28 protein-coding genes are annotated in these 25,817 nt (G+C 62.1%); 16 read left to right on the top strand and 12 right to left on the bottom strand.

The genetic code is table 11. The annotated features are described in order from the left end of the window. Positions 1–148 precede the first annotated feature (148 nt). The 4 genes from RHIBR816_RS0113795 (at position 149) to RHIBR816_RS0113780 (ending at position 2,477) form a co-directional block, all read left to right on the top strand. Entirely contained in the window at positions 149–571 is a 423-nt protein-coding gene (locus tag RHIBR816_RS0113795) for a low affinity iron permease family protein (protein WP_018237142.1), read from the top strand. Between the two features lie 150 nt (positions 572–721). Continuing rightward, positions 722–1,096 carry a hypothetical protein gene (locus RHIBR816_RS0113790; protein ID WP_018237141.1) on the top strand — a complete coding sequence of 125 codons (375 nt, stop codon included), beginning with the start codon at positions 722–724 and terminating at the stop codon, positions 1,094–1,096. 2 nt (positions 1,097–1,098) lie between these two features. Beyond that, entirely contained in the window at positions 1,099–1,881 is a 783-nt protein-coding gene (locus tag RHIBR816_RS0113785; protein WP_018237140.1) for an SDR family NAD(P)-dependent oxidoreductase, read from the top strand. A gap of 287 nt (positions 1,882–2,168) precedes the next feature. Beyond that, positions 2,169–2,477 (top strand): DUF6074 family protein, encoded by a 309-nt coding sequence (locus tag RHIBR816_RS0113780; RefSeq protein WP_026186972.1) that lies wholly within the window; start codon positions 2,169–2,171, stop codon positions 2,475–2,477. Between the two features lie 26 nt (positions 2,478–2,503). Here the strand turns inward: RHIBR816_RS0113780 and RHIBR816_RS0113775 are convergent, their stop codons facing one another. From RHIBR816_RS0113775 to RHIBR816_RS0113760, 3 genes are all read right to left on the bottom strand, one after another. Further along, positions 2,504–2,785: a DUF982 domain-containing protein gene (locus RHIBR816_RS0113775; RefSeq protein ID WP_018237138.1), complete on the bottom strand. Its 282-nt coding sequence runs from the start codon at positions 2,783–2,785 to the stop codon at positions 2,504–2,506. Further along, entirely contained in the window at positions 2,773–3,255 is a 483-nt protein-coding gene (locus tag RHIBR816_RS0113770; RefSeq protein WP_018237137.1) for a CBS domain-containing protein, read from the bottom strand. Before RHIBR816_RS0113770 ends, RHIBR816_RS0113775 begins: the two co-directional genes overlap by 13 nt. 390 nt (positions 3,256–3,645) lie before the next feature. Next, a complete protein-coding gene (locus RHIBR816_RS0113760) occupies positions 3,646–3,924 on the bottom strand; it encodes a DUF1236 domain-containing protein (protein WP_018237135.1) in 279 nt (92 codons plus the stop codon). A gap of 148 nt (positions 3,925–4,072) precedes the next feature. On the opposite strand from RHIBR816_RS0113760, the gene RHIBR816_RS0113755 reads away from it, so the two are divergent. Next, the gene (locus tag RHIBR816_RS0113755; RefSeq protein WP_018237134.1) at positions 4,073–4,594 is read left to right on the top strand and encodes a sigma-70 family RNA polymerase sigma factor; all 522 of its coding nucleotides are present in this window, start codon (positions 4,073–4,075) and stop codon (positions 4,592–4,594) included. A gap of 25 nt (positions 4,595–4,619) precedes the next feature. Here RHIBR816_RS0113755 and RHIBR816_RS35920 read toward each other — a convergent pair whose 3' ends face one another. The 4 genes from RHIBR816_RS35920 to RHIBR816_RS0113735 all read right to left on the bottom strand — a co-directional run bounded on the left by RHIBR816_RS35920 (position 4,620) and on the right by RHIBR816_RS0113735 (position 8,092). Further along, positions 4,620–4,778 carry a hypothetical protein gene (locus RHIBR816_RS35920; RefSeq protein WP_018237133.1) on the bottom strand — a complete coding sequence of 53 codons (159 nt, stop codon included), beginning with the start codon at positions 4,776–4,778 and terminating at the stop codon, positions 4,620–4,622. A gap of 194 nt (positions 4,779–4,972) precedes the next feature. Continuing rightward, on the bottom strand, positions 4,973–5,161 hold the full coding sequence (locus tag RHIBR816_RS0113745) for a DUF3008 family protein (protein ID WP_018237132.1): 189 nt from the start codon (positions 5,159–5,161) through the stop codon (positions 4,973–4,975). Positions 5,162–5,293: 132 nt separating this feature from the next. Continuing rightward, positions 5,294–6,622 (bottom strand): hemolysin family protein, encoded by a 1,329-nt coding sequence (locus RHIBR816_RS0113740; protein ID WP_018237131.1) that lies wholly within the window; start codon positions 6,620–6,622, stop codon positions 5,294–5,296. A gap of 129 nt (positions 6,623–6,751) precedes the next feature. Continuing rightward, on the bottom strand, positions 6,752–8,092 hold the full coding sequence (locus RHIBR816_RS0113735; protein ID WP_026186970.1) for an MFS transporter: 1,341 nt from the start codon (positions 8,090–8,092) through the stop codon (positions 6,752–6,754). 269 nt (positions 8,093–8,361) lie between these two features. Between RHIBR816_RS0113735 and cyoA the strand changes: the two genes are divergently transcribed. The 5 genes from cyoA (at position 8,362) to RHIBR816_RS0113710 (ending at position 13,564) form a co-directional block, all read left to right on the top strand. Then, positions 8,362–9,519 carry a ubiquinol oxidase subunit II gene (gene cyoA, locus RHIBR816_RS0113730; protein WP_026186969.1) on the top strand — a complete coding sequence of 386 codons (1,158 nt, stop codon included), beginning with the start codon at positions 8,362–8,364 and terminating at the stop codon, positions 9,517–9,519. 47 nt (positions 9,520–9,566) lie between these two features. Continuing rightward, entirely contained in the window at positions 9,567–11,570 is a 2,004-nt protein-coding gene (gene cyoB, locus RHIBR816_RS0113725) for a cytochrome o ubiquinol oxidase subunit I (protein WP_018237128.1), read from the top strand. A gap of 4 nt (positions 11,571–11,574) precedes the next feature. Then, positions 11,575–12,204 (top strand): cytochrome o ubiquinol oxidase subunit III, encoded by a 630-nt coding sequence (cyoC, locus tag RHIBR816_RS0113720; protein WP_018237127.1) that lies wholly within the window; start codon positions 11,575–11,577, stop codon positions 12,202–12,204. Continuing rightward, entirely contained in the window at positions 12,201–12,602 is a 402-nt protein-coding gene (cyoD, locus tag RHIBR816_RS0113715; protein WP_018237126.1) for a cytochrome o ubiquinol oxidase subunit IV, read from the top strand. Before cyoC ends, cyoD begins: the two co-directional genes overlap by 4 nt. A gap of 203 nt (positions 12,603–12,805) precedes the next feature. Continuing rightward, entirely contained in the window at positions 12,806–13,564 is a 759-nt protein-coding gene (locus RHIBR816_RS0113710) for an SURF1 family protein (protein ID WP_026186968.1), read from the top strand. 25 nt (positions 13,565–13,589) lie between these two features. Here the strand turns inward: RHIBR816_RS0113710 and RHIBR816_RS0113705 are convergent, their stop codons facing one another. The 3 genes from RHIBR816_RS0113705 to RHIBR816_RS0113695 all read right to left on the bottom strand — a co-directional run bounded on the left by RHIBR816_RS0113705 (position 13,590) and on the right by RHIBR816_RS0113695 (position 15,482). After that, the gene (locus RHIBR816_RS0113705; RefSeq protein ID WP_018237124.1) at positions 13,590–14,120 is read right to left on the bottom strand and encodes a DUF992 domain-containing protein; all 531 of its coding nucleotides are present in this window, start codon (positions 14,118–14,120) and stop codon (positions 13,590–13,592) included. Positions 14,121–14,346: 226 nt separating this feature from the next. Then, the gene (locus RHIBR816_RS0113700; RefSeq protein ID WP_018237123.1) at positions 14,347–14,943 is read right to left on the bottom strand and encodes a DUF922 domain-containing Zn-dependent protease; all 597 of its coding nucleotides are present in this window, start codon (positions 14,941–14,943) and stop codon (positions 14,347–14,349) included. Positions 14,944–15,029: 86 nt separating this feature from the next. After that, entirely contained in the window at positions 15,030–15,482 is a 453-nt protein-coding gene (locus tag RHIBR816_RS0113695; RefSeq protein WP_018237122.1) for an Lrp/AsnC family transcriptional regulator, read from the bottom strand. 133 nt (positions 15,483–15,615) lie between these two features. On the opposite strand from RHIBR816_RS0113695, the gene RHIBR816_RS0113690 reads away from it, so the two are divergent. Beyond that, positions 15,616–16,665 (top strand): ornithine cyclodeaminase, encoded by a 1,050-nt coding sequence (locus RHIBR816_RS0113690; RefSeq protein WP_018237121.1) that lies wholly within the window; start codon positions 15,616–15,618, stop codon positions 16,663–16,665. 14 nt (positions 16,666–16,679) lie between these two features. Then, positions 16,680–17,702, top strand: a complete 1,023-nt coding sequence (ctlX, locus tag RHIBR816_RS0113685) for a citrulline utilization hydrolase CtlX (protein ID WP_018237120.1) — start codon at positions 16,680–16,682, stop codon at positions 17,700–17,702. On the opposite strand, the gene RHIBR816_RS35915 is transcribed toward ctlX, so the two are convergent. Next, on the bottom strand, positions 17,648–17,809 hold the full coding sequence (locus RHIBR816_RS35915; RefSeq protein ID WP_084811065.1) for a hypothetical protein: 162 nt from the start codon (positions 17,807–17,809) through the stop codon (positions 17,648–17,650). The genes ctlX and RHIBR816_RS35915 overlap by 55 nt on opposite strands. Positions 17,810–18,037: 228 nt before the next feature. Between RHIBR816_RS35915 and RHIBR816_RS0113675 the strand changes: the two genes are divergently transcribed. The 4 genes from RHIBR816_RS0113675 (at position 18,038) to RHIBR816_RS0113660 (ending at position 24,787) form a co-directional block, all read left to right on the top strand. Further along, complete coding sequence (locus tag RHIBR816_RS0113675) at positions 18,038–19,573, top strand: M10 family metallopeptidase C-terminal domain-containing protein (RefSeq protein ID WP_018237118.1); 1,536 nt, start codon at positions 18,038–18,040, stop codon at positions 19,571–19,573. 242 nt (positions 19,574–19,815) lie between these two features. Beyond that, entirely contained in the window at positions 19,816–20,424 is a 609-nt protein-coding gene (locus RHIBR816_RS0113670) for a TetR family transcriptional regulator (RefSeq protein WP_018237117.1), read from the top strand. Positions 20,425–20,466: 42 nt separating this feature from the next. Continuing rightward, positions 20,467–21,606, top strand: coding sequence for an efflux RND transporter periplasmic adaptor subunit (locus RHIBR816_RS0113665; protein WP_018237116.1), 1,140 nt, complete (start codon positions 20,467–20,469; stop codon positions 21,604–21,606). 28 nt (positions 21,607–21,634) lie between these two features. Further along, positions 21,635–24,787, top strand: coding sequence for an efflux RND transporter permease subunit (locus RHIBR816_RS0113660; protein WP_018237115.1), 3,153 nt, complete (start codon positions 21,635–21,637; stop codon positions 24,785–24,787). Between the two features lie 142 nt (positions 24,788–24,929). On the opposite strand, the gene RHIBR816_RS0113655 is transcribed toward RHIBR816_RS0113660, so the two are convergent. Further along, positions 24,930–25,367, bottom strand: coding sequence for a helix-turn-helix domain-containing protein (locus RHIBR816_RS0113655; RefSeq protein ID WP_018237114.1), 438 nt, complete (start codon positions 25,365–25,367; stop codon positions 24,930–24,932). Between the last annotated feature and the right edge of the window lie 450 nt (positions 25,368–25,817).

The raw sequence follows: 25,817 nt of genomic DNA, 5'->3' as shown, positions 1-25,817 counted from the left end.
CGGCGACCCTGCCTTCTCCCCCGCCGGGAACTCTTTTTTGGTTTCAGGCATTTACAGCAAACCAATGGGAAACTTCGCCTTCGGATTTCTCCGGCGACGGCGGCGTGACTATCCATGATCGTCAAAATGCAGTGGGCGGGTCTTTAGAATGGCGAATAGCTTCAGCAAGTTCTCGACAGCCGTCGCGAGATATGCCGGCAGGCCGGTCACCTTCGTCGTCGCAGTTGCCCTGATTGCCGTCTGGGGCATTTCCGGTCCGTTCTTCGGCTTTTCCGAGACATGGCAGCTCATCATCAACACCGGTACGACAATCGTCACCTTCCTGATGGTCTTCGTCCTGCAGAATTCCCAGAACCGCGATGGCACTGCGGTGCAGGCGAAGCTGGATGAGCTTATCCTGACGAGCGGCGCCGAGAACCGGTTCGTCGGGATCGAAAAACTCGACGAACGCGAGCTGAAGCGCCTCAGCGAAATTCTCAAGGAACACGCCGCGACAGAGGACGACCACGCGCTGCACAGGAAGATAACCAAGGCGGCCGGACGGCCGCAAAAAACGGGCGGCGCCCGTTGAGGCTGCGCGTCTCGGCCAGTGGAACCAAAACTACCCATGGCCGTTTGCCTGAGGCAAAGGCCCGCAGGAAAGGCAGCCGGCTTCCGCCCCGCGGATGCTCCCTGTCATCGTTCAAGTCGGGCCTGGAAGCGCGACCAGGAGGATGAGTTTATGCACGTTGTCGGCACACAGATTATCCCGGAACAGGGCGGACGGGCCGGTTTCACCGTGGAATTCGTCGGCGAGGGAGGTGAAATCGTCTCCGTGTCGCTTCGCAACGACTCCGACCGCAGCCTCAACCGCATGAATGCGCTGGAGCGGGCCAAGGCAGTCATGATGGAGCTTGCTAACACGGACACCAAGACGCTCGAAAACGGCGACACTGGTTCGGACCGGCCGAATATGCGCCGCAGTGCGCGCGCCACCAAGGACACGGACGAAATGGAAAGGCAGCTCGACGAAGGACTGGAGGACAGCTTCCCGGCCAGCGATCCCGTCTCGGTGACCGTTTCCACCATCCCGACCGACCGCGCGAAGAAGCAGTAGCCATGGTCGGTCGGTCGTCTGTCGCACTCGTCACGGGTGCCGGATCCGGCATCGGCAGGGCTACGGCATGCCTGCTCGCTGCAAAAGGTGCCAAGGTGGGGGTGCTGGGCCGCACGCGGTCTGAACTCGAAGAGGTCGCGACGCAGATCAGCGCCCAGGGCGGAGAGGCGCTGGTCCTCCCGGCAGACGTGGCTGACGAAATGCCGATGCGAGAGGCGGTGAAGCACCTTGTTTCGACGTTCGGTGGTCTCGATATCGTCGTTGCAAACGCCGGCATCAACGGCGTCTGGGCCCCCATCGACGATCTAAAGCCGTCCGAATGGGACGAGACCATTGCCGTCAACCTCCGCGGCACCTTTCTCACTCTTCACACGACAGTCCCCTATCTGAAACAGAACGGCGGCGGCGCCATCGTCGTCGTCTCGTCGATCAACGGCACGCGGACGTTCACGACGCCCGGCGCCACGGCCTACACGGCCACCAAGGCGGCCCAGGTCGCGATCGTCCAACAACTGGCCCTGGAACTGGCAAGGCACCACATCCGCGTCAACGCCGTCTGCCCGGGCGAGATCGACACCAGCATTGCTGAGAATACGAGCCTGCGCCACGAGCAGGAAACGGCGATACCGGTCGAGTGGCCGGAGGGCCAGGTTCCGATTACCGGCGGCCGGCCCGGATGCAGCGAGGATGTCGCCGACGTCATTGCCTTCCTCGTCTCGGACGAGGCGCGGCACATCACCGGCAGCCCCATCTGGATAGACGGTGGACAGGGGCTGCTGCGATAGATCTTTCCGACTTCTGATCGGCACAGACCAAAATGAAGCCCCGCCAGTTGGCGGGGCCCACTATTCGCATCATCATGGAATGCCCGGAACCTCAGGGGCTTGCGGAGAGGGAACTGTTCCAGGCATTCCGCTGGCTAAACCGGATGCAATCCGATTTGTTCCCCGTGACGAGAAATAATCGCGGACTTCGCCAGCGCGAACACAGTTGAGCGGACGGAGCGCCCAGCGAATGAATCGTTAACCATCTTGCCGATAGACCTTGCGTAATGCGAGTGCGGGGTGATTCGATGGAAGCTGAATTGAACGAGCGGAAGAGTATGTCCAAAGCAGGCAGGGTCATCGCATTTCCTGTTGAAGCGCGCACGGCCGAAATCGATCGTTGCGCCCGGGAGCTCGATCGGATTCATGGAAATTCCGCTTTGCAATTCTGGAAAGCAGAGTGCCGGAAGCTCGCCGACGAGCTTTCACAGCTCGGCCTCGCGGAAGACGAAATCCGCAGCCAGATCTTCGCCTTTCAGGCGGAAGTCCAGTCCGCCATGGCGCGCCGCTACGATACGCCTGCTGTCGGACGAAACCGTTCCGACAGCAGGTCTTGACCGCCCTTCTCCATTGAAAGACGGCATCAGCCGCCGTCGTTGCTTGTCCAACTATGGACGGAGAATTGAGCTTCCTCGGCTGCCTTCATGAAGGCAGCCCGGGCAGCATCCGGCTCGTCCTCACCGTCGATCACGCGGTCACAGGCGGCAAGTGCCTCTCGCCTTGCGCTGCCCTCTCCATCCGGGAGTGGCCAATGGTTCTTGAGGCAAAGATATGCGTCGCGCGTACTTTGCACGCGAAGCACACGGTTCGGTGCTTCCAGGATCACCGCTTCGCTCCACAGGCGATCCTGCGTCAAGCCGGGCATGACGTTATCCCTTCATGGTGCTCGTTTTCCGACCCCTGGCGGGACATGCCGTCAAGCACGAGGCCACCGAGTTCCGGGCTCACGCGAATGATGTCCGCCAGCGCGATGATGCCGGCGGCGTGACGCTTTTCGTCCACGACGACGAGCTGCCGTATCCTCAGATCATGCATCTTCTGGGCGGCGAGCAGGATGCTGTCTCCTTCCTCGCAGGATTCCGCCGCCACGGTCATGAATTCGAAGACCGCCGTCGATGTCGACAGTCCCTGGGCGACGACCGAGGTCAGGATGTCGCGATCGGTGACGATACCAAGAATCGTCCCCACCCCCGGAACTTCCACGGGCAAAGCGCCGACCCCAGTTTCCTTCATCAGGCGCGCGACGGACTGTGCGGTGTCCGTCGGCGAAACGGTATAGACTTGGCGAGTCATCACGTCGCGGACGCGGATCGCCTTGTCTTCAGGGCCGGCCATCAATGAGACTCCTGCCGTTGACCGAGGCCGGCACTGCGATTTCCTCGTCGGGTGTCTTCTTGAGGGTGAGGTCGACCCGGTGCGGCACGGTGACCTGCGGTTGCCATGAATTTCGCGGTGCCTTCTTGTTCGGATTTGGATTTTCGGGCGGGCGGGCAAACCTCGGACGCATTTTCTTCAGTCGTTGTCGCACGATTCAATCCCTTCTGTTGACGTGGACTGCGCGGCAAAAACCGCGGACTGTTCGTTAACGCGCCAACAGAGAGTGCGGTTCCTTACAAATTCGCTCGGCTTTTCTGGTGAGACGGTTCGCGGCGCGGCGCACATCATGCGTCGCGTTGAGGACAAAGGGCGGCATGGGAGGCAGTCCCCATGCCGCATTCTCCAAGTTTACTGGAGAACCTCCACCACCGTGTGGGTCTTCGGATTTATGATGACGCGTTTTTCGTTGACAATCGCATAGGCAAAATCCGGTTGATCCGGAATCGTATGTATCTCCACGGTTTCCGGCAGCGGCTGCCCGACGACGACCTCGCCCTCATATACGACGGACGGCGTCTGCTGCTCCATCACATAGGTCCTGACCTCGCCCGGAAGCACGACGGTCGTTTGAGCGATCGCCGATGCCGGCAGCAGCAGGGCGACACAAATCACGGCAAACTTCTTCATGGTTTTCTCCTCTTCAAGGCTTACCCAACCGACAGTGGGGCCTTTGGTTCCCGCGGCACTTTTGGCTCCCCTAGGAACCAAAGCCGCGGACAGGCATTTCCTTCGCGTCACCAGAAGAATACTCACGGCAAGAAGGGCGATATTCGATATGCCTGCCACCGCCGGTCACGCGTCGCAGCCATCACCGCAGATTGAAGAGCAGGTCGTCGACCTGATCCCGGCGTTGCGGGCCTTCGCCCGGACTTTCACGTCGGCGTCGTTCGAGGCGGACGATCTCGTGCAGGAAACGCTGCTTCGCGCCTTGCGCAGCATCCATCAGTTCGCGCCTGGCACGAGCCTCAAGTCGTGGCTGTTCACGATCATGCGCAACGCCTTCCGCACGCAATACAAGATCCGCACGCGCGAAAGCCCCGGGAGCACCAACTGCGCGGAATTGCCGATACCGACAGCGCCGTCCCAGGAGTGGTCCGTTCTCAACGGCGAGCTTCAGACGGCTTTGGGGTGTCTTTCCGCCGAACACCGCGAAGTTCTGGTGCTCGTCGCAGGGTTCGGGATGAGCTACAAGGAGGCGGCCGATATTTGCGATTGCGCGATCGGGACGATCAAGAGCCGGCTCAGCCGCGCTCGGAATGAATTAACTGTGCAGATGCACGGGAATCCCTTGAACTAAACAATGGTTGCGCGCCAAGGCCCGGTCACTTCCTGCGCGCATTGAGCGCTTCCTGCAGCTGCTGCGCCAGTTCAAGCAGACGTTGCGGCACCGGCTCCTGCTGTATCCTTCCCAACAGGAATGCGATCCGCTCCTCGACGGCACTGTCTGCGTCCGCATCTGCACGGGCTTTGGTTTCGCTCATTCCGTCCGTCCTTCTGACCGGGTGCCGATCCTAAAATATGGTCCCCGGTTGCTGGTGTAAATCACCAAAGCGAAGCCGACACGAAACCTATCCCTTTGAATTTGGGATGTCTTTGCCGCCCTGGCATGGATGGACCCTCGAGGGTTGAGGACTCGCGTCGCTTGCAGACAGTGGCAAATCGGCCTTGTGGGCACTCAAGACTTCGAAACGTGCTCCTTCTTACCCTTGCGCTTGGTCGAGGCCATTTCCTCGAGTTCCTTCTCGCTCATCGACTCGGCCATGCCCTTGGAAGCGCCCTTGAGATCGCTCTTCTTCATGTCGCCGCGCTTGGCGGCAAGGGCCGCGCCGGCGGCCTTCTGCTGCGCCTTCGATTTTGCAGGCATCTCTTTTCCTCCGCTCATGCGAGCCGGCGACGGACGAGCGTTTTTCGGCATTCCGCTCCGGCTATCGATGGACGCCCTCGGAACCGGCGAGACTCGAATATGTTCCGCGATCGCCGCCGGCATCGGAGCGGATTATTCCGCTTCGGCGAGGCTCGTCGCCAGGATCTTGTCTATCCGCCTGCCGTCCATATCGATGATCTCGAATCGCCAGCCGCCGAATTCGAAGCATTCCCCGACATCGGGCAGATGCCCGAGGATATGCAGCGCGAAACCTGCAATCGTGTGATAGCCGCCATCCTGCGGCCGTTCGTGCAGCTTCAGCCGGTCGAAGGCGTCATGCGCCGGCATCATGCCGTCGATGAGGAGAGAACCGTCCTCGCGTTCGATGACCGTCCGCTCATCCGCCTCCATATCCGGCAGTTCGCCGGCGATCGCCTCCAAGAGATCCGTCTGCGTGACGATCCCTTCGAGACTTCCATACTCGTCGACGATCGTCGCGAGGCGAACGGGCGCGGACTTGAACCGCTCCAAGACGCGGAAAACCGGCGTTGCCTCGTGCAGGATCAAGGGTTCGCATACGACGCTGAAGGGGTCGAGCGGCCTGCCGTCGAGCGATTGATCGAGCAGGTCCTTCTTCAGGACCATGCCGATCGGCTCGTCGATATTGCCCCTGGCGATCAGCAACTGCTCGTGTCGGCACTCCCGGATCGTTCTGAGTATCTCCGCCGGCGGATCGTCGGCATCGATCCAGTCGACATCGACACGCGGCGTCATGAAATCGGAAATGCGGCGATCGCCAATGCTGAAGATGCGCTGCACGAGTTCCTGCTGGGCGACATCGAGGAGCCCGGCCTGATGGCTTTCGGCGACGATGAGCTTCAGTTCCGCAGGCGAGTGCAGCGAGGCCTCCCCTGCTCCCGTCCGCAAGCCGGCCAGACGCAGGACCAAGTTGCCGAGGCCATTCAGCACCAGGATTGCCGGCCGGAGCAGAAACAGAAAAAGACCGAGCGGCCGGACGACTGCAAGCGCAGTGCCCTCGCTGCGCTGCAGCGCCAGGCTCTTGGGCGCCAATTCGCCGAGCACGATATGAAGCGCCGTGATGATCACGAAGGAAATGACCGAGGCGATGGCATGCGATCCGGCCGTGGCCCAGAACTGTGGCAGGATCGACAGCAAGGGCTCGATCAGATGGGCGAGAGCGGGCTCGCCGATCCAGCCGAGAGCAAGCGACGAGATGGTGATGCCGAGCTGCGTTGCGGCGAGATTGGCATCAAGATTGTCGACAGCGCGTCGAAGGGCGGTCGCATTCATCCGCTTCTGCGCCACCAGTTCCGTGACGCGACTGCGCCTAACCGAAACCAGCGAGAATTCGGCCGCGACGAAAAAACCATTCGCAGCCACGAGCAAGAACACCGCCATGATTCCGAGGAAATCGAACAGGCTACTGTCAGGGTTGGGCATGTGCTCCTTTCGGGCCGCGAGCGGACCCAGCCGTTTCACCGACAAGGAGTGTAACACGCCGCTTCCAGGCGGGCATGCCGTCAAATCGGCATGCCCTGCACCTCTAAACCGAACGGATAGGTCCTGACCTTAGTCGTTATGGATCTCGAGCGTCTTGCTAAAGATCAGCGCAGCAATGGTGCAGAGTGCGCCGGACAGGAGATAGTAGCCTGCAAAAGCCAATCCGAAGCGGCTGGTCAGGCCCAGTGCCACCAGCGGCGCGAAGCCGGCACCGATCAGCCACGACAGGTCCGAGGTGAGTGCCGCCCCCGTGTAGCGATAGGCCCGGCCGAAGCGGGATGCGACGGCACCGGCAGCCTGCCCGAAAGACAGGCCCAGGAGGCTGAAGCCGATGATCACGAATGCGTCCCGGCCGGTGGCGCCGGCCTCGAGCAGCATCGGGGCGACAAAGCTGAAAATCGCAATCAATACCGCGCAGACGCCGAGGTGATAGCGCCGGCCGATGCGATCGGCGACAAGCCCGGAGACCACAATGGCGACGATGGCGCAAATGGCGCCAAGGAACTGGACCATCAGGAACGAACTGGCGCCGTGGTCCGTGTAGATCTCTACCCAGCCGAGTGGAAAGACAGTGACAAGGTGGAAGAGTGCGAAGCTCGCAAGCGGCACGAAGGCGCCGATGAGGACGTTGCGCCCATGCAAGCGCAGCACTTCGGTGACCCGCCTTGCCTGCAGTTCGTGCTCTTCCAGCAAAGTTCCAAATTCCTTAGTCATCACGAGGCGCAACCGCGTGAAGAGGGCCACGACATTGATCGCGAAGGCTACGAAGAACGGATAGCGCCATCCCCAGCCGAGGAAATCAGCCTCGGAAAGAGACATGAGGAAATAGGCAAACAGCGCGCTCGCCAGCATGAAGCCGATCGGCGCACCGAGCTGCGGGATCATCGCATACCAGCCGCGGTGATGCTGCGGGGCGTTGAGCGCAAGCAGCGAAGCGAGCCCGTCCCAGGCGCCGCCGAGCGCAAATCCCTGCCCCAGCCGGAACACCGACAACAGCACTATCGACCACACCCCGAGCGTCGCATAGCCCGGCAGGAAGGCAATCGAAGCGGTCGAGCCGCCAAGGATGAAAAGGGCAATCGTCAACTTCACGCCGCGGCCGTAAGTTCGGTCTACCGCCATGAAGACGAGGGAGCCGACGGGCCGCGCGATGAAGGCCAGGGAGAAAATGGCGAAGGAATAAAGCGTTGCGGTCAGCCGGTCGGGCGCGAAGGGAAAGAAGAGTTGCGGGAAAACGACGACGGAGGCGATGCCATAGACGAAAAAGTCGAAAAACTCGGCGGCCCGACCGATGACGACGCCGATCGCGATGTTGCCGGCCGATACGGGCCTGTCGTCGTGGATGCGCCGCGCATCGCGCTCCATCGAAGAAGAAGACGGGCCCAGGGACTGTTGCGTGACACTGCTCATTGACGGCCTCCCACCACTCGGAGCCGCTTTGCCCTGCGCCTCTCAAGGTGGATGTTGATCAATCAATCGATCATATCAAGTGTTGAATTGCGAAATTGCGGCTTGCCGTTCTAAAAAATACGATCTCCCGGGGCATGGATACCGGCATCGGGCTGCACCGCTTCGCACCGCGATGCACAAGATTGCTGCGGTGCGACCAAAAACCTCATACCGTTTGCGCCACTCCTACTTTAGTCGCAGGGTGGTCGTCATCAGAAGGGCTCAGGGACGTGCCAGCATTTCTGAAGTTTACCCGCCGCCTCGCCGCCGTGTCGCCGTTCCTGCTCCTTGCGGGCTGTGACCTGGTGGTCATGGCACCCTCCGGCGACATTGCCGTGCAGCAACGCGACCTCATCGTCATTTCGACGATCCTGATGCTGCTGATCATCGTGCCGGTGATCTTCCTGACGCTTCTCTTTGCCTGGCGGTACCGCCGATCGAACAAGGATGCCACTTACGATCCGGACTGGCACCATTCGACGGCGCTCGAAGTGGTGATCTGGTCGGCGCCACTCGCCATCATCATTGCGCTCGGCGCGATCACCTGGATCAGCACCCACAAGCTTGATCCCTATCGCCCGCTCGACCGGCTCGATGCGGCGCGGCCGATACCGGCAGACGCAAAGCCGCTCACGGTCGAGGTGGTCGCACTCGACTGGAAATGGCTGTTCTTCTACCCGGACCAGGGAATCGCGACGGTCAACGAACTCGCCGCGCCGGTGGATGTGCCGATCAACTTCAAGATCACCGCCGCCTCCGTCATGAACTCGTTCTATGTCCCGGCGCTCGCCGGCCAGATCTATGCCATGCCGGGCATGCAGACGAAGCTGCACGCGGTCATCAACAAAGCGGGAGAATACGAAGGCTTTTCCGCGAACTACAGCGGCGACGGCTTCTCGCACATGCGCTTCAAATTCCACGGCGTCGACCAGCAGGGCTTTGACGCCTGGGTCGCCCGCGTCAAGTCGCAGGGAACGGCGCTCAACCGCGACGCCTATCTGAAGCTTGAAAAGCCGAGCGAGCGCGAACCGGTCCGCTACTTCGCCACCGTCGAGACGGGTCTCTACGACGCGATCCTCAACCTGTGCGCCACGCCCGGCAAGATGTGCATGCACGAGATGATGCACATCGACGCGATGGGCGGCGCGGGCGAGGAAAGCGCCGAAAACCACGAGCGTCTCGAATACGACAACAGGCACGCCCCCGAAGAGGGAGCGCCGGCGGCAACCTTCCCGGCAACCGGCACGCCTGCGCGCAGCGAGGAGCAACCGCAAGGCACGAACGAGCCGACGCAGCACAACATGCCGGGGATGGGAGGACACGAGGGACACTCGATGCCGGGCATGCAGGATGGTAGCGCCCCGGCACCGGCGCAGCCCAGCAACTGAATCCCGGCGCTCCAGCGTCGCAAAGACACCAACGAACGGGTTTCCCCATGTTCTCCGATCCAGATCTCCTGAAGTTCGTCTTTGGCCGGCTGACCCTCGAGGCGATCCCCTATCACGAGCCAATCCTCGTCGCGACGTTCGTCGCCGTGGCGATCGGCGGCATCGCCCTCGTCGGACTGATCAGCTACTACCGGTTCTGGGGAACGCTCTGGCGCGATTGGCTGACCAGCGTCGACCACAAGAAGATCGGCATCATGTATGTCATCCTGGCGCTGGTGATGCTGCTGCGCGGCTTCGCCGACGCGATCATGATGCGCCTGCAGCAGGCAATGGCCTTCGGTGGCTCGGAGGGCTATCTGCCGCCGCATCACTACGACCAGGTCTTCACCGCGCATGGCGTCATCATGATTTTCTTCATGGCGATGCCCTTCGTGACCGGACTCATGAACTTCGTCGTGCCGCTGCAGATCGGTGCCCGCGACGTGTCCTTCCCATTCCTCAACAATTTCAGCTTCTGGATGACCACCGCCGGGGCGATCATCATCATGCTGTCGCTCTTCGTCGGCGAATTCGCCCGCACCGGATGGCTCGCCTATCCGCCGCTGTCCGGCGTGGACTATAGTCCCGGCGTCGGTGTCGACTATTACATATGGGGACTGCAGATCGCCGGCATCGGAACGACGCTGTCCGGCATCAACCTCATCGCCACCATCGTCAAGATGCGTGCGCCCGGCATGACGATGATGAAGATGCCGGTCTTCACCTGGACGTCGCTCTGCACCAACGTGCTGATCGTCGCGACCTTCCCGGTTCTCACCGCGACGCTCGCCTTGCTTTCGCTCGACCGCTACGTCGGCACGCACTTCTTCACCAACGACCTCGGCGGCAATCCGATGATGTATGCGAACCTCATCTGGATCTGGGGCCACCCGGAAGTCTACATCCTCGTCCTGCCGGCCTTCGGCATCTTCTCGGAGGTGGTCGCCACCTTCTGCGGCAAGCGCCTCTTCGGCTACGCCTCGATGGTCTACGCGACGGTGGTCATCACCATCCTCTCCTACATCGTCTGGCTGCACCACTTCTTCACCATGGGTTCGGGCGCCAGCGTCAACGCCTTCTTCGGCATCACGACGATGATCATCTCGATCCCGACCGGCGCCAAGATGTTCAACTGGCTCTTCACCATGTATCGCGGGCGAATCCGCTACGAGGTACCCATGCTGTGGACGGTCGGCTTCATGGTGACCTTCGTCATCGGCGGCATGACCGGCGTCCTGCTCGCCGTTCCTCCCGCCGATTTCGTTCTGCACAACTCGCTGTTCCTCATCGCCCATTTCCACAACGTCATCATCGGCGGCGTCGTCTTCGGGTTGATGGCCGGCGTCGTCTACTGGTTCCCCAAGGCTTTCGGTTTCCGGCTCGATCCGTTCTGGGGCAAGATGTCCTTCTGGTTCTGGCTGACCGGCTTCTACTTCGCCTTCATGCCGCTCTATGTGCTCGGCCTGATGGGCGTTACCCGCCGCGTCAGCCAGTTCGAGGATCCGTCGCTGCAGATCTGGTTCGTGATCGCCGCCTTCGGCGCCTTCCTGATCGCGCTCGGCATCCTGTCGATGCTCGTCCAGATCGTCGTCAGCTTCATAAGGCGCGAGGAACTCCGCGATACGACCGGCGATCCGTGGGATGCCCGCACGCTCGAATGGTCGACCTCGTCGCCGCCGCCGGACTACAATTTCGCCTTCACGCCGGTCGTCCACGACCAGGATTCCTGGTGGGACATGAAGAAGCGTGGCCACAGCCGGCCGCTCGGCGGCTTCAAGCCGATCCACATGCCAAGGAACACCGGCACCGGCGTCATCCTCGGCGCCGTCAGCGTGGTCTTCGCCTTCGCCATGATCTGGTACATGTGGTGGCTCGTCGGCCTCTCCTTCCTCGCCATGGTCGTGATCGCCATCGGCCACACCTTCAACTACGACCGCGACTTCTACATCCCGGTCGAGGACGTCGTCGAAACGGAGGGCAAGCGCACCGAAATGCTTGCCGGCGAGGCGTGAGACAATGACCGAGCTTACCGATCATTCCCTACACGAAGGCCAGGCGCCCACCTTCTACCTGAAGGAGGAGCATCATCCCGAAGGGAGCACGATGCTCGGCTTCTGGCTCTATCTGATGAGCGACTGCCTGATCTTCGCCGTCCTTTTCGCCACGCATGCCGTCCTCGGCCGCAGCTACGCGGCCGGTCCCTCGCCCGCCGATCTCTTCGACCTGCCGCTGGTCGCCATAAACACGTCGATGCTGCTTTTCTCGTCCATTACCTATGGCTTCGCCATGCTGGAGATGGAGAAGGGGAACAGGAGAACGACGCTTGTCTGGATGGCGGTCACCGCCCTCTTCGGGATCGCCTTCGTCGGGCTCGAACTCTACGAGTTCGCGCATATGATCCACGAAGGCGCCGGGCCGCAGCGCAGCGCATTCCTGTCTTCTTTCTTCACGCTCGTCGGCACCCACGGCCTGCATGTGACCTCCGGCATCGTCTGGATGTTCGTGCTGATGGCCCAGGTCGCAAGACGCGGACTGATCCTGGAAAACAAGCGCCGGCTGATGTGCCTGTCGATGTTCTGGCACTTCCTCGACGTCGTCTGGATCGGCGTCTTTTCCTTCGTCTATCTGCTGGGAGTACTCGGATGAGCACGCACGCACCTTCGCACGAGGATGCATTTGAGGCGCATCACGGGCACAGCCACGGCCACGAAGCCGGCCACGGGTCGCTGAAAAGCTATGTGACCGGCTTTGTCCTCTCCGTCATCCTGACGGCCATTCCGTTCTGGCTGGTGATGGCCGATGTCCTCGATAGTCCCGTCCTGACGGCCGTCATCGTCATGGCGCTCGGCGCTATCCAGATCGTCGTGCACATGATCTTCTTCCTGCACATGAACACGCGATCGGAAGGAGGCTGGACGATGATGGCACTGATCTTCACCATCGTCCTCGTCGCCATCACGCTTTCCGGCTCGCTCTGGGTCATGCATCATCTCAACGTGAACATGATGCCGATGAGCCCGGAGATGATGAAAAATATGCCGTGATGACGGGCGGGAACGTCTCAGACCGGCCCCTCTCCTCGGGTTTAACCCGAGGACCAACCCTCTGGCCGCTCGCGGGGAGAGGGAAGCCCGGGCGGGCGCGGCGAGCCCCTTCTCCCCGCCTGCGGGGAGAAGGTCGCGGCAGCGGGATGAGCGGCAGAGCCGACGGAATGCCTTTCCGCCTCCCTTCAAATCGCTGATGCCTCATGAGCGATCCCAGGATGAAAGCTACGTCCCGGCCACGCTCCCGACGGTCACCCACCGTCATAAACGCCTTCGGGCTTCTCTTGATCGCCGGCCTGTTGGCGCTCGGTACATGGCAGGTCAAGCGGCTCTTCTGGAAGCTCGACCTCATCGCCCGGGTCGAGGCCCGGGTCCATGCCGCGCCGGTCGCCGCACCGGTTCGAGGCCAATGGTCCAGCATCAACGCCGCGGGTGACGAATATCGCCGCGTGCGGCTCCGCGGCCGGTTGCTGAACGACAAGGAGACCTTGGTCTATACGGCGACCGAACTCGGAGCCGGCTACTGGGTCATGACGCCGCTCGCGCGCGATGACGGCACGACCGTCCTCGTCAACCGCGGCTTCGTGCCAACGGAGAGGCGTGCGTCGGCGGCACGGTCGCAGGGTCAAATATCGGTCGAGACCGAGGTCATCGGCCTCATGCGCATGAGCGAGCCGGGCGGATCATTGCTCCGTTCGAACAGGCCGTCGGACGACCGGTGGTATTCGCGCGACGTCGCGGCGATCGCCGCGACGCGCGACCTATCGGACGTCGCGCCCTATTTCATCGACGCGGACGCTACGCCCAATCCGGGGGGATTGCCGGTCGGCGGCCTGACGCGTGTCGTGTTTGCCAACAACCATCTCGTCTATGCGGTCACCTGGTACTGCCTGTCCGCCATGGTCGCCGGCATGCTGATCCTTGTCTGGCGGTCCGGGCGAAGCGACGGATCGGACGGCTAAGCCGACCGGGCCGAGCCGCCGTGCGTCAATTGACGGAGTTGAGGGTCATCGAGGTGCCGGCCGCGGCGACGTTCAGCCCGAGCTGCCCAGTGACGCTGACCGTCTGAAGATGAATCGAGCCGGATGTCCCGCCGATCAGTACGTTGGCACCCACGCCGGCGCCGACGGTTGCCTCTGCGGTCGCACCCTTGTACAGCCCGCTCAGCGAGCCGTGATGATACCCGGCCGTCGGCGCGAAGACGGCCCAGAGAAGCCGGCTGCGCATCGTAAAACCGATATCGACGCCGAGCTTGCGAATTTCACCGGTATAGCGATCCTCGATCTCATCGCCGCCAAGCGACCGGAAAACGCATTCGATCTCCTTCGACGAACCGAGAACATAGCCGGCGCCACCGCCGATATCGCATTCGAGATAACCGATCTTGACGCCGTTCTGCTCGTCCAGCACCGGCGGCGGCGCTGGCTCGCGATAGGTCGTGAGGTCGGCGGCATTGGCGGCGATGCCGACCAGAGACAGGGACGCGGCGGAAAACGTCACGGCAAGAGATTTGTTCATGCATATTCTCCTTCTCGAACGTGCGAACGGCGCTCGCTCATCCGACAATAAATTCAGCAATCGATGGCCCGCATCGTCGCGAAGGATCGACGACCGCACGGGTGTAACGCCGCGGCACAGTTCAACTCCATTGAGACAATTCGGGGGCGTGTTTGTGGCCTTCACCAGCTTTTTGCGTGTATCTATTGGGGCCGACGGCACGCTCGCGGCCCACCCGCGAAAGCCCTTATCCTCCGTTCACCAGATCGAGGATGAGCTGATGAACCTGGCCGCCGTCGCTCAGTTCGGCGCGATCGAAATCGCGGCTCTGCTGGCGCTGCGCATTGGACAGCGCGCCGAGCCGCTTGGTCATTTCCGACTTGATCTTTCGGCATTGCGGATCGGAAGGGACAGTGAGCCCGACGGTGGCGCTCTCGATCTTCTTCACCATCTCCTTGATGAAATCGCCATGCACCAGCTCATGCTTATGGACGCCGGCGATGAAGGTTTCCCAATGGTCCCGGGTGGCGCCCGCCAGGGACTTGGCCGGTTCTGGCAGGGTGTAAGTGATCGCCAGCTTGGGCCGGGCCGAGACGAGAACGCAGGCATCGCCCTGGGTCTCGTATTTTCGCGACCAGGTGAGCTTGAAGCTCGTATGTGCGATGGCGCGCGTTGGCCCGAGCTTCGGCCCCCGCTCGCCGATCGAGGCATAGAGTTCCGGACCGGATTGCCCGGTGATCGCGTAGGTCTGCACCTTTTCGACCGCCTGCCAGTCCGCGTTGGCGGCCGAAGGCGTTGATGCCAGACAGGCCAGCGGGAGTAAAAATCGATGGCCTCTCTTCACGCGAATATCCCCGACCGAACCCAGTTGCGGCGGGAAACTAATCGGGACAGGCCTGGCTTTCAATTGCCGATTTCTCAGTGAGCCGATCAGACACTGCTCAGCAGAAGGCTGGTTTCGCTGTTGGCCACGCCGTCGATCATGCGCACCTCGCGCAGGATGCGGTCGAATTCGGAGAGGTTCGCGGCGCGAATATTGGCAACCAGATCCCAATTCCCGTTCGTCGTATGCAGCGTGTGGATTTCGGGGATGCCGCGCAGCCTGCGGATCACCTGCGTCGTCGACTTGCCCACGACTTCGATCATCATCACCGCATGGACGGTGTTGAGGTCATAGTCCTCGCGAACACGGACCGTGAACCCCATCAGCGTCCCGGTTTCGATCAGTCGGTCCAGGCGGTTCTGTACCGTGCCGCGCGCGACGCCGAGCGCATCCGAGAGCTTGGAAAGCGAGGCGCGTCCGTCGACGCGAAGATGGGCGATGATACGGCGGTCCAGGTCATCCGGCGTGTACTTCGCGATGATCGTATCTCTCGACGCCATATTGGATAACTTGCACAATCGAGTTGGTAAAACTGCTCAATTCGATGACGAAAATAGCACAGCTTTGCGCTTTCCACCAGCAGCTGCTGTCACTAACCTTTTGGGACATTCAGCACCTCCAGGAGGAACCTCGATGCTTTCACCGCTCCCGTCCGCCAAGGCCATGGTGCCCTTTGTCAGCGTCGAAAACATGATGCGCCTCGTCCACCATCTCGGGGTCGAGACCGTCCTGGGGGAGCTCACGGACGCGATCGAGGCCGATTTTCGCCGGTGGGAGAGCTTCGACAAGACGCCGCGCGTCGCCAGCCACTCTCGTGACGGCGTGATCGAGTTGATGCCGACCTCGGATGGTGCCGTCTACAGCTTCAAATATGTCAACGGCCATCCCAAGAACGTCGTCGACGGGCTGCAGACCGTGACCGCCTTCGGCCTGCTTGCCGAAGTTTCGACCGGCTATCCGGTGCTGCTGACGGAAATGACGATGTTGACGGCGCTCAGAACGGCCGCGACCTCGGCGATGGCTGCGCGCCACCTCGCGCCGAAAGGCGCGCGCACCATGGCGATGATCGGCAACGGTGCCCAGGCCGAATTCCAGGCGCTGGCGATGAAGGCCGTCTGCGGTATCGACACGGTTCGTCTCTACGACATCGACGCTCGCGCAACCGAGAAGACGGCGCGTAACCTGGCGGGCTCGAGCCTCGAGATCGTCTCCTGCGCGTCCGCTCAAGCCGCGATCGAGGGGGCCGAAATCATAACCACCTGCACCGCCGACAAGCAGTTCGCAACGATCCTCACCGACAACATGGTCGGGGCCGGCGTCCATATCAACGCGATCGGCGGCGACTGCCCCGGCAAGACGGAACTGCACCGTGACATCCTCACACGCTCCGACGTCTTCGTCGAATATCCGCCGCAGACCCGCATCGAAGGCGAGATCCAGCAGATGGCTGCGGATTTTCCGGTTACGGAAATGTGGAAGGTGGTCACAGGTGCGGCAACGGGCCGTCGCGACGCTCGTCAGATCACGCTCTTCGATAGCGTCGGCTTCGCCATCGAAGACTTTTCGGCGCTGCGTTACGTGCGCCACCGCCTGTCCGGCACCGACTTCTATCAGAATCTCGACATGATCGCCGATCCGGACGATCCGCGCGATCTGTTCGGCATGCTGCAGCGCGCGAAATAAGGGCGGACAATGCAATGCTTGGTCGCTCCACCTATTCCATACAGGCTCCCGCCGCGGTCGTGATGGTGCGGCCACATCATTTCACGGTGAACACGGCAACCGCGGCCGACAATCGCTTCCAGGCCGGAGCGGCGACAGGCGAGGACCTGGGGCCGCGGGCATTCGCCGAGATCACCCGCGCCGCGGAGACGCTGAAAGCCCATGGAGTGGAAGTCCATCTCTTCGACGATGCGAGCACCGAAACGCCGGATTCGGTCTTTCCCAACAATTGGTTCTCCACGCATGCCGGCGGCCACGTGGCGATCTATCCGATGAAGGCGGAAAGCCGCCGGCGGGAACGGCGCAGCGACGTTGTCGAGATGCTGAAGACCCGCTACCGGGTGCAGGAAGTGATCGACTATTCCGGTCTCGAGCCCGACGGGCTCTTCCTCGAAGGGACCGGCGCCATGGTTCTCGACCACATCGACCGGGTCGCCTATGCGGTCCGCTCCGACCGCACCAGCCCGATCGCGCTGGAACGCTTCTCGACCCACTTCAACTTCGAGCCGATGGTGTTCGACGCCTGCGACCGCGACGGCGTCCCGATCTATCACACCAATGTGCTGATGTGCATCGCCACCGATTTTGCGATGATCGGGCTCTGCATGCTGACGGATCCGGCAAGGCGCCGGGAGATCGTCGCCCGGCTGGAGCGCTCCGGCCGCCGGGTGATCGCTCTTACCAACGACCAGATCGCCCGCTTCGCCGGCAATGCACTTGAACTCCAAGGGCGGCAGGGGCGCGTCCTCGCCTTGTCGACGACGGCACTTGGGGCACTGGAGGAAGATCAGATCGCCGCGATCGAGGAGAGCGCGTCGCTTGTGGCCCTTGACATTCCGACCATCGAACGGGCTGGCGGATCGGTCCGCTGCACGCTCGCCGGCATCCACCTGACGCCGCGCGGAAAAGTCGGCCCAGTAAGGAGCGCGGTCTTGCCCCAGCGCTACTTCTTCTTGAGCCGCGCCAGCGCTTCTCGCGCCTCCTCGACCAGTGGATGATCCGGATGGCGCCGGATGAAGCGCTCGTAGGCTTCCACCGTATTCTCCGCCTTCACCTGCTCGAATTCCGCCCGGACGGCCGCCTGGTGATCCGGAGGCTTTTGCATATCCAACCCGCTTGCTTTTGCCGCGCCTGACGCTATAGGTGCAGCGCACATCGCCGCTACAATCACTGCGGCAAGGCACGACGGCAACCTGATGAACGGCACGATTCTTTCCAATCTTATCGAGTTCGTTACAGCAATCGTAGGTGCTCGGAGCCTAACGTCGCCGGCACAATCTGCATTTTCTGAGCGCGAGGCAACGGCCGCGGGCTTTTCTGGTGGGAATTTAGCATGAGCGGTACCGGCAAAACTGGCAAGATCTTGAATACGACGGGCAACAGTTTGATCGACGGCGTGCTGTCGGGCTACGCTTGGACAGGTACGATCACCTATGCCTTTCCGGCGTCGAAGAGCAGCTATAGCTACAGCGGCGAAAAGGACAACGGCTTTGCCGCGGTCTCACAGGCCCAAATAAACACTGCGCTCTTTGCGATGGAGCAAAGCTTCGGTTCGGCCGCCAATGACGGCTTTTCCGTCGAGGGCTTCACCAACGCTAATTTCACTGCCGGAAGCGCATCCAGCGCAACGATCCGGTTCGCGCAGTCGAACGAGCCGGATACGGCCTGGGCTTATCTGCCTGGCGCCTATGCCCAGGCCGGCGACATCTGGTTTGGCACCGAATATGCGGGCACGGTTGCCGACTATCGCAAGCCCGTCGCCGGCAACTATGCCTGGCATACGCTGATGCACGAACTCGGCCATGCGCTCGGCTTGAAGCATGGGCATGAGGCGGAGGGAGCCTTCAACGCTCTGCCGTCTCAATACGACTCTATTGAATATTCGATCATGAGCTACCGCGGCTATGTCGGCGGTTATGGCTACGCCTACGAACAATACGGCGCGCCGCAGACCTTCATGATGGCCGATATCGCCGCCCTGCAAGAAATGTACGGCGCCGATTTCAGCACCAACAGCGGCAACACTGTCTATAAGTGGACGCCCAACAGCGGGGCCACCCTTGTCAATGGAGCCGTCGGCATTTCTCCAGGCGCGAATCGGATCTTCGCCACCATATGGGACGGCGGCGGTAGCGACACCTATGATCTCTCAGCCTATGCGACCGGGCTCAAGATCGACTTGCGCCCGGGCAAGGCCTCGACCTTCAGCATAGACCAGCTTGCCTGGCTCGGCGGCGGCTCCAACAAGGGTTACGCCGCGGGGAATGTCTTCAACGCCCTGCTCTATCACGGCGACACCCGGTCGCTGATCGAGAACGTCAAGGGAGGCTCGGCCGGCGATGCGATTGTCGGCAATCAGGCCGCTAACAAGCTGTGGGGTAATAGCGGCAATGATACGCTCTCGGGCGAAACCGGGAACGACTTGCTCTATGGCGGGACTGGTAACGATAGGCTCTATGGTGGCAATGGGAACGATGCCTTGTACGGTGAATCGAGTAACGATTTGCTCTATGGCGGCGGCGGCGCTGACAAGCTAACCGGCGGCAGCGGTTCCGACACATTCCAGTTCAAGGCATTGACGGAAAGCAATGTCGCTTCAACCGGCCGCGACACGATCTATGACTTCCTCGCCTCGGAGTCCGATCGTATCGATCTTTCAGCGATCGACGCGAACACGACCGTGACCGGCGATCAGGCTTTTACCTTCGTCGGAACTGCCGCCTTCAGCGGCAAGAAGGGCGAACTGAGATACGACCGCGCCTCCTCCGATACCTACATCTATGGCGACGTCAACGGCGACAAGAAGGCCGATTTCGCGATCCACCTCGACGACGCGGTCACCCTGCAGAAGGGTTACTTCGTCCTTTAAGGCACCTGCCCCCTCGTGCACTACGCCGCGCCGACAACTCGTCGCGGCGACGTCAACGTGTGCACTCTTCGCTTGAGCTGCCCCCAGCCTGCTGCGGATCGCCACCAGCGTTGCTGTGGGCATGCCTGGAATGGAGTGCCCCTGGCGGCTCGATCGCACCTCGCTCGGTGCGATTGACAAATGTTGCTTGTCGGATTATGACTGACGAAATTCAAAAATCGTCAGTCATCATAGATGTAACCATGAGCGACACGACAGACAGCGGCATAGACACGACCCGGCAGGAAAATATTGCGCGGATTCTCGAAGCGGCAGAGCGGCTTTTCCGGCATTACGGCTACACCAAGACGAACGTGGCCGACATTGCGCGCGACCTCGGCATGTCGCCCGCCAACATCTACCGCTTCTTTAGCTCCAAGACGCAGATCCATCAGGCGCTTTGTGCGCGGATGCTGGAGGCGAGCTATCAGCAGGCCTACGAGATTTCCCGCCTCCCCGTGAGTGCTACCGAGCGCCTGCGGCGCTATGTGCTGGCGCAGCACAGGATGACCGTCGAAACCATGCTCGATCAGCAGAAGGTGCACGAGATGGTCGTCGTGGCGATCGAACAGGAATGGCACGTCATCGAGAAACATCTCGACCGCATCGACAGGCTTCTGGCCGGTGTCATTGCCGAGGGCATCGAGGCGGGCGAATTCGCCGAACAGGAACCGGAGGTTGCCGCCCGGTGCTTCGGGGCGAGCATCGTCACCCTCTGTCACCCGCAGATCGTCGCCCAGTGTCTGGCGAAGGAAAATCGCCCCACACCCGACGAGCTTGTCGAGTTCGCCATCAGAGCGCTGAAGAAATAAGAGCGGCCGCACACGCCAATTCCCGGATCAGGAGTCCGAACGATGTTTTCACTGACCGCTTTCAACCGGCCGTTCATTGCCCATGTCCTGGCCACGTTCGCTCTCACCGCCGTGCTATCGGGCTGCGCGGAAGAAAAAGCGGAAACCAAGGAGATCATACGGCCAGTCAAGGTCGTCGAGGTTGCCGGGACGGGTGAGGCACGTCGGCTCGACTATGCCGGCACGGTGAAGGCACGCACGGAGATGAATCTCGGCTTTCGCGTCGGCGGCAAGATCACCGAAAGGCTCGTCAATGTCGGCGACCGCGTGAAGCCGGGCGATTTTCTCGCGCGCATCGATTCGACCGACTATGAGCTTGCCGTCACGAGTGCCGAGGCGACGCTCTTCGCCGCCGAAAAGCAGGTGCAGACGACATCCTTGACGAAGCAGCGGGCCGAGCAGCTCTTCACCAGATCCTTCTCCTCCAAGGCCGAACTGGACCAGGCGGCTCTGCTCTACGATCAGGCAGTTTCCACGCGCGACGCGGCCGCCTCCAGCCTGAGCCAGGCGAAGAACCAGGTCGCCTATGCGGATCTCAAGTCCGACCAGAGCGGTATCGTCACGGCGATCAATGCCGATATCGGCCAGGTCGTCAGCACCGGCACGCCGGTCGTAACGGTCGCCGTCGAGGGCGAGAAGGAAATCGAAGTCGCCGTTCCGGAACTGGACATTATCGAGTTCAAGCCGGGCAAAGCCGTCAAGGCGCGCTTCTGGTCCAACGACATGCTGACGCTCGACGGCCACGTCCGTGAAGTCTCCGGCAGCGCGGAGCGGCAATCTCGGACATTCTCGGTGCGCATCAGCCTGCCCAGCGATCCGCGCGTGCTGCTCGGCATGACCGCAACGATCGAGGCGGCGGCTGCGAATTCCGAACCCCTCGTCGCCATTCCCTTGAGCGCGCTTGCGCGGAAGGACGGCAAGGACATCGTCTGGGTGGTCGATCGCAGCGCCTCGACCGTCCATGCCCGCCCGGTCCAGCTCGCCGACTATGCCGGCGATCAGGTACGCGTCGCCGAGGGGTTGAAGCCGGGTGATCTCGTCGTCGCCGCCGGCACGCAATTCATGGCCGAAGACCTGAAGGTCATGCTGCCCATCGCCGAGCAGCAGTCCGCCCGCGCCGATACGCGCGAAATCATCCGCTAAAACAAGTTCCAGCAGATCGGAAACGCCGATGCACGCCTCCACCGGGGACAAGAAGCCGTTCAACCTGTCGCGCTGGGCAATCGGTCATCCGAGCATCGCGCGTTTCCTGTTTGGTCTGATCATCATCACCGGCGCGCTCGGCCTCGTTCGTATGGGGCAGCGCGAAGATCCGGAGTTCACCTTCCGCACTATGGTCGTGCAGGCCGCCTGGCCCGGCGCATCGATAGAGGAGATGCAGGACCAGGTCGTCAACAAGATCGAGCGCAAGCTGCAGGAAACGCCGCATCTCGATTTCGTCCGCTCCTATACCCGCGCCGGCAGTGCTGTTATCACCGTGCAGATCGAGGGTGACACGAACGCCGACGACGTTGCCGATGCCTTCTACCAGGTGCGCAAGAAGGTGGGGGATATTGCCAATGAGCTGCCGGACGGCGTCCTCGGCCCCTATTTCAACGACGAGTTCGGCGATACTTTCATCACGCTGCACGCGATCAGCGGCGACGGCTACAGCTATCCCGAACTGAAGCGCTTCGCGACCGAAGGCCGCGACATGCTGTTGACGACGCCCGGCGTCGAGAAGGTCGTCATTCTCGGCGACCAGCCGCAGAAGATCTATATCGATGTCTCTTCCAAGCTGCTCGCCGCCCGTGGACTGACCCTCAACGATCTGCGCAACGCCGTCGCCGGCCAGAACAGCGTCGATCCCGCCGGCACCGTCGATACGGGCGTCCGCTCGGTTCGCATCTCCGTCGACGGCGATGTCGGGCGTGCCGAGGATATCCGCGAGCTCAGATTGCGCGCCGGCAACGAGACGATCCGGCTTGCCGACATCGCCACCGTCACCTCGGGGCTCGAAGATCCCTATTCGCGCAAGTACCGCTTCAACGGCCACGACAGCGTTCAGATCGGCGTGGTGATGGCCAAAGGGCACAAGGTCACCGATGTCGGCAAGGCAGTCGAAGCGACCTATGAGCGCTTCGAGTCCTCCCTTCCCTATGGCGTCTCGGTCGAACAGATCTCCAATCAGCCGGAGGTCGTGACCGAGGCGATCAGCGAATTCAGCCATGCGCTCGTCGAAGCCCTGCTCATCGTGCTCATCGTCTCGTTCCTGTCGATCGGCTGGCGTTCGGGCCTGGTTATCGCCATTGCCATCCCGCTGGTGCTCGCCGCCACCTTCGCGATCATGTACGAGCTCGGTATCGACCTGCAGCGCATCTCGCTTGGGGCGCTGATCATCGCGCTCGGCCTACTCGTCGACGACGCGATGATCGTCGTGGAACAGATGGAGCGGAAGCTCGAGGAAGGGCTGGTGAAGATCGAGGCGGCGAGCTTTGCCTATTCCTCCACCGCCTTCCCGATGCTGACGGGGACGCTGATCACCACGGCCGGCTTCATCCCGGTCGGCTTTGCGGAATCGACGGCGGGCGAATATGTCCGTTCGCTGTTCTACGTCGTCGGCATAGCGCTCGTCGTCTCGTGGTTCGTGGCGGTCTATTTCACCCCCTGGCTCGGCTACATGATCCTGAAGCAGCGCCACCATGCGGGCACCCATCACGATGCGTTCGATACCCGCTTCTACCGCCGTCTCCGCGCGACCGTCGGCTGGGCGGTGCGCCACCGCGTCATCGTCCTTGTCCTGACGCTTGCGACCTTCATGGGAAGCCTTTGGGCCTTCCAGTTCATTCCGAAGAACTTCTTCCCGCAGTCCTCGCGGCCGGAGATCCTGGTCGACCTTTGGCTGCCGGAGGGCACGAGCATCGCCGAAGTCGAAAAGCAGGCCAAGGCGCTCGAGGCGCGGATGATGGGCGACGAGGACAAGCGCTTCATCGCCACCTATATCGGCGAAGGCATACCGCGCTTCTTCCTGCCGCTCGACCAGCAGCTCCGCAATCCCAACTTCGCGCAACTCCTCGTCATGGCGAAGGACGAGCCGGCCCGCGAAAGACTGATTGTCAAGCTGCGCTCGATCCTCGCCGAAGATTTCCCATCGGTCCGTGCCAAGGTCGACCGGCTCTTCCTCGGCCCGCCGACCGGCTGGCCCGTGCAGATCCGGGTGATGGGGCCGGATCGGCAGGAAGTGCGGCGCATTGCCGATCAGGTGAAGGCGAAGTTCTATGAGAATCCGCTGCTCGGCGCGGTCCATGACGACTGGCTGGAGCCCGTGCCGGCGATGAAGCTGGTGATCGACCAGGACCGTGCCCGCGCCCTTGGCGTCACCTCGCAGCGCATTCGCCAGATGCTGCAGGCGGCGATGTCCGGCGTGCCGCTCGACGATTTCCGCGACGGCGAAGAAACCGTCTCGATCGTGGCACGCGAGCCGGACGGCAACCGCCAGCTGCTTTCGGCCGTCAACTCGGTCTATGTGCCGACGGATTTCGGCAGCTTCGTGCCGGTTTCCCAGGTGGCCAAGGTGGTCCCCGTCATGGAGCAGGGCATCGAATGGCGCCGCGATCGCCTGCCGACCATCGCCGTGCGGGCAACGCTGCCGGACGGTATCCAGCCGAACGACGTGACCCTCAAGCTCTATGACGAGCTCCAGGGCCTGCGCGACGGCCTCGCCCCCAGCTATAAGGTCGAGATCCAGGGCGGTGCGGAAGACAGCGCAGAAAGCCAGGCCTCGATCGCCGCCAAGGCGCCGATCATGCTGCTCGTCATCGTCATCCTGCTGATGGCGCAGCTCCAGCACTTCGGCAAGTCGATGCTGGTGCTCGCAACCGGGCCTCTCGGCATCATCGGCGCGGCGGCGGCCTTGCTCATCAGCGGCGCCCCGTTCGGCTTCGTCGCCATTCTCGGCGTCATCGCGCTGCTCGGCATCATCATCCGCAATTCGATCATTCTGGTCGACCAGATCGACCAGGACATTGGGGCGGGCATGGAACGCTCCGAGGCGATCATCGGCGCAGCGGTACGGCGCTTCCGGCCGATCGTGCTGACGGCGCTGACCGCCGTGCTCGCGCTGATCCCGATCTCGCGCGGCGTGTTCTGGGGACCGCTTGCCTATGCGATGATGGGCGGCATCCTCGTGGCAACGGTGCTGACGATCCTGGTGCTGCCGGCCGGCTACGCCCTGTTCTTCGGCAGGGAGCCCAAGGCAGGCGAGCCGGAAGGCGAAACCGCCGAGCCGCGCACGGAGGCGCCCGAGGGGCGCTCCGCCTATCCAGCGCCGATCGCCGCCGAATAACCTGCGGGCTCATCAGTGCCGCGCGCTCGGTATCGCGGCGGCAACCTCATCCAAGGCGAGCCGAAACGCCTGACTTGCGGTACGCATCTTCGATCGCGCGCAGTGCTCGATAGTGTCGTGATCGGCCGCCGTGGCGGTGGCCCTATTCCGCTGCGATCGGTGCCTCTTCCGCGGCCGGCACCAAGGCCTTCACGAGCGCCACGATCCGGCGGCGAACCTGCGGATCGCTGAGCCGGGCAAAGGCGCGATTGAGAGCAACGCCCTCCTCGGTCGCAAGAAACTGCAGCATTTCATCGCTGGAGGTCGCCGCGGCATACTGCTCCGAACCATTCGAGGTTTCGGGACCGCCTTCGAAGAAATAGGACACCGACACGCTCAGGACCTCGGCGGCGCGCTGAAGGCGGCTCGCCCCGACGCGGTTCAGGCCCTTTTCATATTTCTGCACCTGCTGGAAACTGACGTCGAGCGCCTCGCCAAGCCTTGTTTGACTCCAGTCCAGGGCCAATCGACGCAAACGGATGCGGTTGCCTACATGTATATCGATCGCGCGGGGTTCTTTCTTGTTCGGTCTGGCCTGCATTCGTTCTCGTTCCCACTTTTTTTCGGGCGCCCTGCGTTTATCACCCAAGCGCCGTCGATTGCCCCGCATGACACCACGCTCAGTAGAAAGCGGTGCCGGAGCGAGTAGTTTTCAACTTAAATTTACGACTTCCTTGAATATGTCGGGCGGCTTGCAAAAGACATATGCAAACAAGCTTTCCCGTATCCGCATAGCGCATGCCTTATCCCGAAGACGACGCTATCCTTCGGCGATGATCTCAGGCGGTCACCGGCAATGCTTCCCGCATGGGCACGGGCGTCATGCTCTGCCTCTTCGAACGGCCCGGAATGAGTCGCTGCCCCGCCCTATCCCACTCCCTGGCGGGCGCTCGTATTGAGGGTCGCTTCCGGCCCCCGGGGCCTCCGGATGGCGCCGAACCGTCCAACACGGCGAAGCTGCCGCCTGACGCAAATCAAGGTCCGTGAGCCC

It is taken from the genome of Ensifer sp. BR816 (assembly GCF_000378985.1).
Classification (GTDB): domain Bacteria; phylum Pseudomonadota; class Alphaproteobacteria; order Rhizobiales; family Rhizobiaceae; genus Sinorhizobium.
The sequence above is the reverse complement of the archived record's forward strand: the minus strand, read 5'-3'. Positions and strand labels throughout refer to the sequence as shown.